Source organism: Clostridium sp. chh4-2 (assembly GCF_002899675.1).
In the GTDB taxonomy this organism is placed as follows: domain Bacteria; phylum Bacillota; class Clostridia; order Lachnospirales; family Lachnospiraceae; genus CHH4-2.
This window is the reverse complement of sequence record NZ_PKUU01000009.1, coordinates 123,122-134,483: the sequence shown is the minus strand read 5'-3', so window position 1 is coordinate 134,483 and position 11,362 is coordinate 123,122. Positions and strand designations below refer to the sequence as shown.

At 46.2% G+C, this 11,362-nt stretch carries 11 protein-coding genes; 1 reads left to right on the top strand and 10 read right to left on the bottom strand.

What is annotated here, in order from left to right; all coding sequences use genetic code 11:
- Positions 1–25: 25 nt before the first annotated feature.
- The 6 genes from C0033_RS11690 to C0033_RS11670 all read right to left on the bottom strand — a co-directional run bounded on the left by C0033_RS11690 (position 26) and on the right by C0033_RS11670 (position 5,231).
- On the bottom strand, positions 26–1,099 hold the full coding sequence (locus C0033_RS11690; RefSeq protein WP_103228057.1) for an MBL fold metallo-hydrolase: 1,074 nt from the start codon (positions 1,097–1,099) through the stop codon (positions 26–28).
- A gap of 15 nt (positions 1,100–1,114) precedes the next feature.
- On the bottom strand, positions 1,115–1,996 hold the full coding sequence (locus C0033_RS11685; protein WP_103228056.1) for a carbohydrate ABC transporter permease: 882 nt from the start codon (positions 1,994–1,996) through the stop codon (positions 1,115–1,117).
- Between the two features lie 11 nt (positions 1,997–2,007).
- Positions 2,008–2,916 carry a sugar ABC transporter permease gene (locus C0033_RS11680; protein ID WP_103228055.1) on the bottom strand — a complete coding sequence of 303 codons (909 nt, stop codon included), beginning with the start codon at positions 2,914–2,916 and terminating at the stop codon, positions 2,008–2,010.
- Positions 2,917–2,928: 12 nt separating this feature from the next.
- Positions 2,929–4,149 carry an ABC transporter substrate-binding protein gene (locus tag C0033_RS11675; RefSeq protein ID WP_242984483.1) on the bottom strand — a complete coding sequence of 407 codons (1,221 nt, stop codon included), beginning with the start codon at positions 4,147–4,149 and terminating at the stop codon, positions 2,929–2,931.
- Positions 4,150–4,165: 16 nt separating this feature from the next.
- Positions 4,166–4,327: a hypothetical protein gene (locus tag C0033_RS27445; protein WP_242984482.1), complete on the bottom strand. Its 162-nt coding sequence runs from the start codon at positions 4,325–4,327 to the stop codon at positions 4,166–4,168.
- Positions 4,328–4,634: 307 nt separating this feature from the next.
- Entirely contained in the window at positions 4,635–5,231 is a 597-nt protein-coding gene (locus tag C0033_RS11670) for a DUF624 domain-containing protein (protein ID WP_242984481.1), read from the bottom strand.
- Between the two features lie 153 nt (positions 5,232–5,384).
- Between C0033_RS11670 and C0033_RS11665 the strand changes: the two genes are divergently transcribed.
- Positions 5,385–6,071 (top strand): hypothetical protein, encoded by a 687-nt coding sequence (locus C0033_RS11665; RefSeq protein WP_103228053.1) that lies wholly within the window; start codon positions 5,385–5,387, stop codon positions 6,069–6,071.
- Positions 6,072–6,327: 256 nt separating this feature from the next.
- Here the strand turns inward: C0033_RS11665 and C0033_RS11660 are convergent, their stop codons facing one another.
- From C0033_RS11660 to C0033_RS11645, 4 genes are read right to left on the bottom strand one after another with little or no spacing between them, the layout of a single operon-like run.
- Entirely contained in the window at positions 6,328–7,698 is a 1,371-nt protein-coding gene (locus tag C0033_RS11660) for a sn-glycerol-1-phosphate dehydrogenase (protein WP_103228052.1), read from the bottom strand.
- Positions 7,699–7,752: 54 nt separating this feature from the next.
- Positions 7,753–9,714: an alkaline phosphatase family protein gene (locus C0033_RS11655; protein ID WP_103228051.1), complete on the bottom strand. Its 1,962-nt coding sequence runs from the start codon at positions 9,712–9,714 to the stop codon at positions 7,753–7,755.
- Complete coding sequence (locus tag C0033_RS11650) at positions 9,707–10,462, bottom strand: glycerophosphodiester phosphodiesterase family protein (RefSeq protein ID WP_180994689.1); 756 nt, start codon at positions 10,460–10,462, stop codon at positions 9,707–9,709. Before C0033_RS11650 ends, C0033_RS11655 begins: the two co-directional genes overlap by 8 nt.
- A gap of 23 nt (positions 10,463–10,485) precedes the next feature.
- Positions 10,486–11,352 (bottom strand): ABC transporter permease, encoded by an 867-nt coding sequence (locus C0033_RS11645; RefSeq protein ID WP_103228049.1) that lies wholly within the window; start codon positions 11,350–11,352, stop codon positions 10,486–10,488.
- Positions 11,353–11,362: the final 10 nt, after the last annotated feature.

Sequence of the window (11,362 nt, the reverse complement as noted above, 5' to 3'; positions counted from 1 at the left end):
GCCCAACGCCCCCTCTCAGCATTTACTATTCTTCTTTGTGAAGCCAGCTGTCATACTGACAGTTAACCTCATAATTTTTCTTGTCATCCATCACTACTTTAATAATACCATCATAATACGTTAAATAATACTCTGAACCGGCTTTTTTATAATTACTTCTCACCGGCATATTGACCGCCTGATCCAGCATTGCCACCGTTATCTGCGGTTTTACCGTTTCAATCCATTTTTTCGTGTTGGACGTATCCCGTCCATGGTGATTTGCTTTTATCACATCCGCCTGCAGTTCATCGCCGTACTGGTCAAGCAGAGTCCGTTCTGCAGCCGAATAAAGATCTCCGCAGAATAAAACCGTGGATTCCCCATATATGAACTTCATTGCCAGGGACTGATTATTCATAAAAGCTGTGCTGTTCTTAGGAAAATCCTTAGGATATTCAATCTCTTCCCCCGGATTATAAATCTTAATCGTAATTTGGTCCCCAAACGGGATCTCATCTCCGGCTTTCAGATATTCTGTGGGAATCCCATGTTTTTCTATGGCGTCCACATAATTCTGATAAGTCTGCGTCGTGTATTCCACCTCAGACCGGTAAGTTTTTCCGATTTCAAATTCTTCCGCAATTTTCGGAAATGCTCCGATATGGTCAATATGCGGATGAGAAGCCACAAAATAATCGATCTTAGTGATTCCCAAATCCTTCAGATATCCAATCACCTGGTCCGCACAATCGGGATGGCCTGCGTCTAACAGCATGGTCATGCCGTCGGGAGAAATAAATAAAGTGGAGTCTCCCGCCTTGTCCTCCGCATCTTCACCAACGCGGATATCCCAGCAATAAAAAGAAAGCTTGGATTCTTCACCAGAAAGATCCATAATCTCTTCATACCGGTCGACTTCGGGAACTTCCTCCACACTCTTTGTCTCAATCTGAGTCTCCGTCTCTGAACTTGTTGTCTGCTCTTGGGCCGTTGTCTGAACCGGCGCATCCGCTGTCTCCGGAGAGGAAGAGGGGGAAGCCCCTCTCCCGCATCCGGCCAGCAGCAGAACCGAAAGCAAACAGATCAGAATCAATTTAATTCTTTTCGCCTGCTTCATATGCCCGCCTTTCTTCTATTTCATAGCAGCTTTAGAATAACCGGTCAGCATATATTTCTGGAAAATGAAGAACAGAATAATAACCGGCACAACCGCCATAACGGCTCCTGCCATGATCTCATGGTTATTCATGGTAGCCTGACCAGCAAAGGTATTTTTCAGCTGTGCCAAACCTACGGTAAGCACGCGCCTCTGTTCCCCTTTTGCGATGATCTTAGGCCAGAAATAGGAGTTCCATCCATTTGTAAATGTTACCAGCGTTACCGTGAACAGGGTGGATTTGCACATTGGGGCCAATATCTTAGTGATAACCCCGATTCTGCCCAAACCGTCCACTTTGGCCGCATCCACATAGCTGTCATCAATTGACATGAATGTCTGGCGAAGCATGAAAATATAGTAAGGTGATACTGCCTCAGGAAGAATCAGTCCCATAAAGGTATCTGACATTCCCCAGTTGGCACACATAATGTAAATCGGTATAAATGTAATCTGATGCGGTATCATAAGCGCTCCCAGCACAAAGATGAAAGACGCATTCTGCCCTTTAAACTTACCCTTAGAAAAACCATAGGCAGCAAACACTCCTGTCACGATCTGGGAGATCAGGATACCTGCCGTCATAACTGCCGTATTAAAATAATACTTGCTGAAGTTTGCACGGTTAAAAACGTTGGTATAGTTTTCAAAATGGAATTCCTTCGGCCATAAAGTCGGCACGGTCAGCAGAATCTCATCCTGGGATTTTACAGATGAAATCAGCATCCAGTAAATAGGAAAAATAATAACCAGCACTACGGCAATCGCCAACGCATATTGAAGCACCGCTAAAATCATTCGTTTCTGTTTGGCAGCATTATTTTTGTCATGAATTTTTGCAATTGTTTGTTCTTCCATAACTGCCTCCTTTACGAATCATAAGTGACTTTGCCGTTGGATACCTTCATCGTGGATACGGTAACTATAAGCAGTATCACAAAGAAGAACAGAGCCATAACCGACGCCCGGTCCATTCTGAAATCTTCCATCGCATATCGGTAGATATTATAAACAAATACCTCAGTCGAACGGTAAGGACCGCCGGATGTAAGGATATCTACAGACTGGAATACTTTCATGGAAGAAAGGAACGTTGTTACAAATAAAAACAATGTGGTAGGCGAAAGCATAGGAAGGGTAATTTTCCAGAATCTTTGAATGGCGCTGGCCCCGTCCAGGGACGCCGCCTCATAGTAATCTCTTGAAATTCCCATCATCGCCGCCAGATAAATCATCATGCCGTATCCAACGGATCTCCATCCCGTAAGAATAAGTACGGAAAGCAGAGCGGTATGCCGGTTTCCAAGCCAGTCAACTTTTGAAAGGCCGATGCTTTGTAATACAAAGTTCAGAATACCTCCGTCTTTATTGTAGATCCACAAAAATACAACCGCGGCTGATGACATGGCGATATATTTTGGCATAAATACAATCGCCCTCATAATGGAGAAGGACTTGCTCATGCGGTTAAATACCAATGCAAAAATCATTCCCCCGATCAGCGTAATACTCAGTTCACCTATGGAGTACAGCGCTGTGACCTTTAAAGAATTCAACAGATATTTTAATCCGGTCCCAAAAAACAGCCAATTCCAGTTTTTAAAACCGACGTACTTATACTCCGCATTCAGAAGGTTCCAGTCGGTAAAGCTGATCCTGATCAGTTCCACAATCGGATAATAGGTAAACACAACCAGAAACAACAGAGCAGGAAGCACGCAGGCAAAATCCTTAAATGAAGAGACTGTCCGCGGGGTAATTCCCTTTTTCTTATTCACAGCTATCCCCCCTTATGCGTCACCTAACACATCATTGATCTCATCTACCATCTGCTCGATAATAGTGTCCATATCAACATCTGATTCCAAGAGCGCTTCAGACATACTGTTTTTCCAAACGGTCACCAGCTGGTTCCATGCTTTGTGCTGGATTCTAGGCTGAATCAGGTCCAGATTATCAAAGATACACTGGAAAGCAGGTTTTTCTTTCAGGAATTCAATACCTTCTTCTGTATCCAGAACAGATTTTCTGGTCGGCATATATCCGGTTCCTGTTGCCCATGTCATGTTAACGTCTTTGCTGCATAAGTACTGAAGGAAATCCCATGCGGCATTCTTGGTTGCCTGGTCATTCTTAGACGGAATTAAAAGAACGCAGCCGCCGATTTCCTGATTCTTTGTCTCTGCTCCCGGAAGCCATGCCATGCCTACTTCGAAGCTGCATTTATCCACGTAGCTGTTGTAAAGGGAGCTGGTATGAAGTACGGAAAATGCCTTTCCGTCAATATAATTCTGTCTCATAATAGAGGATGCGTCCGTTCCGGCTGCCCAATATGCATATCCTTTATCACACCACTCTTTAAATTTATTGGCGATAGCAACCGCTTCTTCAGAATCTAAGTCTGTAGTCACGCCGTCGTCGTTGATAATTTTAACACCATTGTTCAGATAAAATGTTTCGAAATACCACTGATCCCATCCCGGAATAACCGTTCCGTAAACCTCTGTCGTACCATCCGCATTAACTACGGAAGCAGCTTCCAAAAATGCATCCATATCGTCGAATTTCTCAGGAATGGTAATACCTTTTTCCTCTGCCATATCCTTATTGTAATACATTACCTGAGTGGAAATTAAGAATGGAAGAGCCACCTGTTTTCCCTCATACTGGGCTGCTAAAAGCATACCATCACCAAAGTCCTCAACATCATATCCGGTAGCCGCTATGTAAGGAGTCAGATCCTCTGTTAATCCGCCTGCCCCGTACTCTGCTACATATGGAGTATTAGCAACTGTAATTGCAGGAAGATCGGTTCCTGCCGCATGAGCTGCAACCAGCGCTTCATTGATCTGAGTATAGCTTCCGATATATTCCGCTTCTACGGTTACCATATCCTGAGAAGCATTGTAGTCCGCCACCACTTTATCCACAACGTGTGCATATTGGGATTCCATGGTATGCCACCACTTAATCGTAATCGGTTCTTTAATCTCATAGAGGGATTTGTCCACCTCTGCTGCGGTTGTCTCAGAATACCCCCCCCCCCGTACTTTCCGGTGTTTTGGCCTCTGCCGCTGTCTGATTGGCCTGAGTCTGCTGTACGGCTCCTGTTGATCCTCCGCCGCTGCACCCTGCTAATGATGCTGCTGTCATAGCTGCCGCTAGAACGATTGATAATGTTTTTTTCATAGAAATCCTCCTTCTTAAATGTTTTTAGCCCCACCCAAAGGCTTTGTTTGATTTTTGGCTGCTTCCACAAAAAAAAGCGGAATTAAAAAAGGGCATAGACCAAGCATTAACCGACTAGTCTATTCCCCTTCTCTTCCGCTCTCTGTTGGGATTATTTATCATGAACTCAGTATACTATAATTTTTGTGCATAATCAATACTTTTTTAAAATATTTTTCAACTTTAATATCACATTTGTCCAATTTTCATTCTATTTTCTATTGGCGCCTAATATTTTCGTTATTTTTTTATCAGTATATTTTTCCTGTTATATTATCTGACTCTTTTCCTCTTTTTTCAAATCTTCCATATATTTTTTAAATACAATGCGGTAAAAATATGAGGCAAAAAAGCAGGAAAGACCAGCTATTATGGGAAATGCCATGGGCATATACAGCATTGCCGCCGCTCCTGCCGCATAGATTGCCACAATTATGATGCTGACGTGAAGGTTCCCCACCGCCATGATAAAAGCATGTGCAATCAGCTGTTTCACCCGGACATGAAAGAAGGAAAGCAGTGGGAATATGTACAACATTGTTAATAAAAAAACAATAATAATGCTGATTATTGCGAAAAATAATCCGTTCTGTACAACGGCAGGCAGCATCAGCCTTCTGGAAAGATAGAGGTCAAAAGCTAAAAACACACCGGCTGCCAAAGCCAAAAGCCATACGGCCGTCGCCTGGACAAAGTTTTTGCAAAACGCCCGGATGAACGTTCTCCACACATACCCCTCTTCATCTGCCGCCAGTTTTAACGTGAACTGGAACAGGGCTGTGGTGGATGCTCCTATGGTAATGATCGGAATGCTGAATAAAAACCATAAGATGCTGATCAGAAATACATCCATTATCTTTGTCATGAAACTCCAAAAAGGGTTCTCCGGATTAAATAGTCGGTCCATATGGGCGGCTCCTTTCTTCCTTCATTTTTTCTATCATTTTTTAATTTCCTGTGGTAAAATAGGTTCAGCAGCTTTCCGTGTTCTATCATCCAGGCTGCAAAGGAGACTCCTATGAACCCCATACACAGAATGATTCGCAATTTCAGCGCCGATAAAAAAACTTTAAAAAGTTTGAACTGGAAACAGAAAATTCGTTTTTGTTTCGATTATTACAGAGGATATTTCTTCCTTTTTCTGGTCTTCTGCCTGTTCCTGTTTTACGTGGGTGACGTGGTCATTCAAAGCAGCCAGGAAACCGTATTACAGGGTTTCTTTACCAATGACAATTATAATTATTTCCCTGCTAAGGCCATTCAGGAAGACTTTTCTTCCTATATAAATTTAAAACGCGGACAAAAAGTATCTCTGGAGGATTCCCTCTATGTGGAACTTGGTTCCTCTAACGAATACATCACTTCCAGCCAGAGCAAAATCGTCGCCTATATCTCAGCGAAGGAACTGGATTTCCTGGTCACAAACCAGGAACTTTCCAGCTATTATATGGGCAATCTCCCGCTCTGTGATCTGGAATCCCTGATGGACAGCGGACTGTACGAGAAACTGAAAGATCATCTGATCTATCAGAAAGACGGCACCGGAACCGAAAAAGCCTGCGGCCTCGATCTGTCGGATTCCCGCTATATGGCCCAGGCTCAGGATGATGCCGGCCCGTTTATTCTGGTCGTTCCCTCTACCGCTCCCCATCCGGAAGCGGTGAATGCCTTTATCCGCTATTCCTACGGCCTGCCTCTTGAGTAAGAACGGCTTTTCTGTTAAATAAGAAAGAATCCCGCAAGCGGGATTCTCCGCCTGCGGCGGGTCGCGTAAACGACATTATACCTCACCGCCGCAGTGCGCTCCTGCCCGGAGGGCTTTTTTATATCATAGGGGCACTTTCCTATGATATAAAAAAAGAGCAGGAGGACATGCAGTTTCACATAATCCTCCTCACTCTTCATTCTCTCAAACTTTATTCTGCTTTTATGCTACCATTTCGGGAATTGTCTGTCAAGTTCTATTCCGGATAAAAATAGCGGGTTACTTCATCCAGATATTCCTGTTCTTTTCCCATATCCCAGATCAGCTGCAACAGCGAATAGCGGTAGCGCATATCTTTTGCGTATAAGACCGCATTCTGAAAGTCTTCCTTACTGATTCCCAGCTCTCCGGGAGTGCTCATCGCATTGCACGCTCTCAATTCCCCCTCTATAATTTCAGGTTTCGGCGCATAGACATCCACCGCTTCCATGATTTCGTCCAGATGTTCCATCGCTGTTTTCAGATGTTCCAAGCAGTTCCCCGGCAGGTTTTTCCCCAGCTCATCTTCCATTTTCAGCATATCGGCGGTTCCCGCCACGGGAAGGGCTTTTATCGTCTCATCCCACTTGCTTCTGGATCTTTTGTTAACCCTGGCCGCGCTGTCTTCATAGTCAAATGTTTCATTTCTGAATTTGCGGTACAAAACGCTGGAAACCACGGAACCTACGCCTACCGATTCACCGTGCATGGACATCGGCTGTCCGTGAAACAGCTGCATCAATTCCACCGCATGTGAAAAATTATGTTCAGAACCTGAGGCCGGACGGGAAGTTTTTACATAGTTCATCATCAGTCCGCACAGCACCAGAGCTTCCATCACATTCTGCAGGGCTTCGTCGTCTCCGTTTACCAGCCCTTCCACATTCTCCGAACATCGTTTCATGGCTATCAGCACATTGTCCGCAACCATCTGGCAGTATTCTTCTCCTAATATGATGTTTGAAAGCTTCCAGTCCAGAATGCTGATACATTTTCCCACGATATCGCCAAAACCGGCCGCTCTCATCCTCATAGGAGCCGTTTTTATGATATCAATATCCGCGATGATGGCCGCAGGTCCAATTGCCGGAAACGCGTATTTCAGGCCTTCCCATATCATTGGGGCCACCGTGGAAGCATATCCGTCCATGGAAGGCGCCGTAGCGAAGATGAAAAACGGCAGGTCTTTTTTATAAGCCACATATTTTGTAGTATCATTGAGCGTACCGCTTCCTACCGCTATTAAAAGCTCTGTTTCAGCTTCCACTTCCGAAAGCAGTTCTTCAAATCCTTCTTTGCAGCAAACCAGCTCCGGTTCCCCGGCAAAGCAGTGCACCTTCACCTGATATCCCGCATCGGTCAGCATGGACACCACTTCATCTCCCGCCACCCGTTTCGTGTTATCATCCATGGATACCAGAATGTGCCCCGTCTCTCCCAGATGTTTTTTTACAATGGGCACCAGCCGGCTTTTCGCCCCTTTTTCGATCACGATATCCTCGATCCCCGTATAATGGCGCATCCCGCATTCGCAGGTAAAGTCCATCCTGGCGATCTCAGATAAGGTTTTCCCTTCCAATAAATTCATGCAGTTTCCTCCGTTTCCCGTCTTCCGTAAAGATCCGTTCCCTTAATTCTATACTTATTTTTTAACCTGTTCAAGCACATCGTATAAAACTGCACCTTCCGCATCTTTCGGCACCGGAATTCCAAGCATCTTGGAGAGCGTTGGAGCCACATCGATAATTCTGGCAACCAGTTTTCTGTCGTAAGCTTCACTGATGCCGGGCCCGGCTAACAGCATCATGGCGTGCATATCATGAAGGGAAGGAAGGGCCAGATGCACTCCTGTAAAGTTTCTGCACAGCCCGGCCGGTTCGAACAGTTCAGGATTGCGGATCATCCGTTCCGAACCGTCGCGGTATTTCACTGCGGTGCGGTAGATAAACGGATGGGACATATAGCCCGGTTTCCATGCATAAACCACATCTCCTACCCTGTCGTATCCCAAACCGTCCACAATTCCCAGGGTGGCCGCCTCTTCTTTCGTCACCGCCACTGCAACCGCAGGCTCTCCGGTTTCAGGATTGCGGATATCATACAAAGCCCGGATGATCTCGGTCTGCACCTTTTCATAATCTTCCGGCTCCACAATACCCTGCGGGTCTCTTCCCTTTAAGTTGATGAAGATATGGGCATGGCACGGTTCCAGCGGATGACATTTGGTCTTTTCCCAGTTAATTGTAAGATTGCTTGGATCATCGGTAGTCAGATCCAAATTATAATCCAGCAGCCCATGGCGTGACAGGTGTTCCTTCACATATGGATTCCAATCCAGATGGGTGAATCCGTGATCTGAGATCACCACCACATAGGTCTCATTCAAATCGACCTGTTCCAGAATCTTTCCGATATTTTCATCCACCTGCTTATGTACGTTCCGGACCATATCCCAGCACCACTCCGCTTTATCCGGATCGTAAACTCTGGCCTTTGGCTCGATTCCGCCGTACAGAACGTGTTCGATATGGTCTATGGTGCCAACCCAGGTAAAGCCCATATCCCATTCACAGTTTTTAAACACATAGGAGGATGCATTGCCCCACCAGTCCGCATGGAATTTCAGCTGTTCCAGATAAAGGTCCGCCGGCAGCCATCCGTCCATAAATGCCCAGGGATCATCTACCTCCATAAACGGCCCGGCCACAGCCTCCACTTCAGCAGTCAGACTGGCCGGAACGGAATAGGTCTCCGCCGTATTGATCGCCGACTGATACAATTTAAAATGTTCTCCGTCCTTTGTTAATTCCAAAATCTGAAAACGGAATCTGCCGTCTCTTTGATAATCATTAGCCTTAAAATTCTTCACAATCCAGGGGCCATACTCCCCTAATCCGATATCGGTGTGGGCCTTCGATCCGTCTTTGCTCTCTGAAATCAAGATTCTGTCATATCCCTCTTCGGTGGAGGCGTAGATCAGGGCATACATCTTATATCCTTCAATGTAAGTCGGCGGAACCAGCATTTCAAATTCCAACGGAGTTTTAAAGCTCTCCGGCAGGTTCTCCCAGCCTTTTGCTTCCTGAGGCTGAAGGCGGACCGCTCTGCCCGGAATCTGATTGCAGTTCAGCAGCTGGTCGGAATAAACCGCGCTGGAAGCCGCATCCCATAAAGGCATATAAAAATACCGGAACGGCGGATTCAAAGCGCCGGCCAGCTGGACTCCGTCCTTTTCATCCAAACCTCCCAGCGGAAATGTCACCGGCCAGTTAACCATAGCCACTTTCTTTCCCTCTTTCACCGCCACATCCCACAGAGTCTCGCTAAGAACCTCATTCCGGTCAAATGACGTATGCCAATAGTCCAGATCCTCGCCGGGATGCTTTACCATCAGGCTGGGAACACCTGAACTTCCCGCTCCGGTTCCGCTTACGATAGCGGTCCAGCCCGCCGCAGTCAGAGGAGGAAACACGGTTTCCAGACGGGAAAAGACGCCCTGATCCATAATCCGCTTCATGTTCGGCATATTTCCCTCTGCAACAAATTTTTTAATCAAATCCGGCATAGCTGCATCCAGCCCTAAAAACAATATCTTCTTATCCATCTTTACAAGTCTCCTTTATTTTTATATCCATCATCACATCCGCCCGGTTTGTCATAATGCCGTCCACTCCCAAAGAAATCAAATGGCGGATCACCTCCGGATCATCAATTGCACTTCCAATCCCCCAGGCGTTGATTTTCAGACCGCAGGCGTGTATCTCATCCACCGTTTCCCGGTCCAACGTCTCATAATACGGATGAAGGTAATCCATTCCGATCTCCTTACCGTATTTTCCCGGGTTTACCATATTGCACCGGTATGGCACCCCTACGTTCATCTCCGGCGCCATAGATTTAAACCGGACCATCTGCGGGTGGTTGAAACCGGAAATCACCACCATACTGCTTCTGTCCTCTCTGCGGATTTTTTCAATCAGCCTCTCCTCCAGCCCCGGATAGCAGGCTCCGAATCCTTTAAATTCGATGAGCGTTATAATCTCCCGCCCACGGATCAGGTCAAAATACTCATCCAGAGTGGGGATTTCCTGAAATCCGGTTTTTTCCGCAAATTTCCATGAAGCGTCAAATTTCTTCAGTTCTTTCAGCGTATAATCGCTGATCTTTCCCGTGCCGTTTGTCGTCCGTTCAAGCGTCGCATCGTGGCATACCACGATCTGTCCGTCTTTCGTCTGGTGGATATCCAGTTCCAGACAATCCGGATGATATTCCAGCGCCTTTTCAAATGAAATGATGGTATTTTCCGGGTACAAACCGGAAAGTCCGCGATGGGCGATACATTTTGTCTGCATAAAATCTCCTTCTTTTTCCCACATCAGGAACGGTTTTTCAGTTTCGGGTCCAGTTTATCCCGAACCCAGTCACCCAGCAGGGAAACCTGCATGATCAGGAAAATCATTATAATGCTGGGAATGATGGCAAGCCACCACTGGTTTGTCAGATAATCACGTCCTTCTGAAATCAGCACGCCTAACGAAGTCTGGGGCGGCTGGATTCCCAAACCCAAATATGACAGGGAACTTTCCAGCAGAATATAAGAGCTCAGACTCATCGTAGCCCTTACAATCAGCAGGGAAGCCATATTGGGCAGAATATGTTCCAATGCGATGCGCAGACCGGATGCTCCCATGGCCCGGCTGCATTCTATGTACTTCGCCTCCTTCAGCTGAAGAATCTGGCTTCTCATCAGTTTTGTGTAGGCAGACCAACCGGTAAGGGCGATTACCAGTATGATCATCCCTTCTCCGCCCCCAAAGAAGCAGGCGCAGAAAATACCGATAAATGTGTTGGGAATGGACTGTCTTGCGTCGGAAAGGAAGGTTACGAACAAGTCCACCTTTCCCCCGCACATACCGGCCAGAATACCGAGTACGGTTCCGATTACCAACGCAAATACCATGCCGGTAAACGCGATCTTAACCGTCATTCTGGTGGCGTAGAGGATGCGGACCGATAAATCCCTTCCCACGCTGTCCGTGCCGAACAGGTAAGGGGACGAAGGATCTACAAAGCTGGGAGCCATCAGCCTGGCCCTCAGGTTTGTGGCCCCTAAATCAACCGGAAACAGCACCGGAGCCAAAAGGGATATCCCCACGATTAAGACAAATGTTATGATCAGGAAGAGGATACTGGGCGGTATTCCGCTTCTGATCTTGATTTCTTTTTTCTTCTTTGTGCTCATGATTTTCTCC

Excerpts from the sequence above, each read along its gene's own strand:
- C0033_RS11670 (WP_242984481.1), bottom strand. The coding sequence starts at position 5,231 with ATGACAAAGATAATGGATGTATTTCTGATCAGCATCTTATGGTTTTTA.
- C0033_RS11665 (WP_103228053.1), top strand. The coding sequence starts at position 5,385 with ATGAACCCCATACACAGAATGATTCGCAATTTCAGCGCCGATAAAAAA.
- C0033_RS11660 (WP_103228052.1), bottom strand. The coding sequence starts at position 7,698 with ATGAATTTATTGGAAGGGAAAACCTTATCTGAGATCGCCAGGATGGAC.
- C0033_RS11685 (WP_103228056.1), bottom strand. The coding sequence starts at position 1,996 with ATGGAAGAACAAACAATTGCAAAAATTCATGACAAAAATAATGCTGCC.
- C0033_RS11650 (WP_180994689.1), bottom strand. The coding sequence starts at position 10,462 with ATGCAGACAAAATGTATCGCCCATCGCGGACTTTCCGGTTTGTACCCG.
- C0033_RS11690 (WP_103228057.1), bottom strand. The coding sequence starts at position 1,099 with ATGAAGCAGGCGAAAAGAATTAAATTGATTCTGATCTGTTTGCTTTCG.
- C0033_RS27445 (WP_242984482.1), bottom strand. The coding sequence starts at position 4,327 with ATGAAAAAAACATTATCAATCGTTCTAGCGGCAGCTATGACAGCAGCA.
- C0033_RS11655 (WP_103228051.1), bottom strand. The coding sequence starts at position 9,714 with ATGGATAAGAAGATATTGTTTTTAGGGCTGGATGCAGCTATGCCGGAT.
- C0033_RS11645 (WP_103228049.1), bottom strand. The coding sequence starts at position 11,352 with ATGAGCACAAAGAAGAAAAAAGAAATCAAGATCAGAAGCGGAATACCG.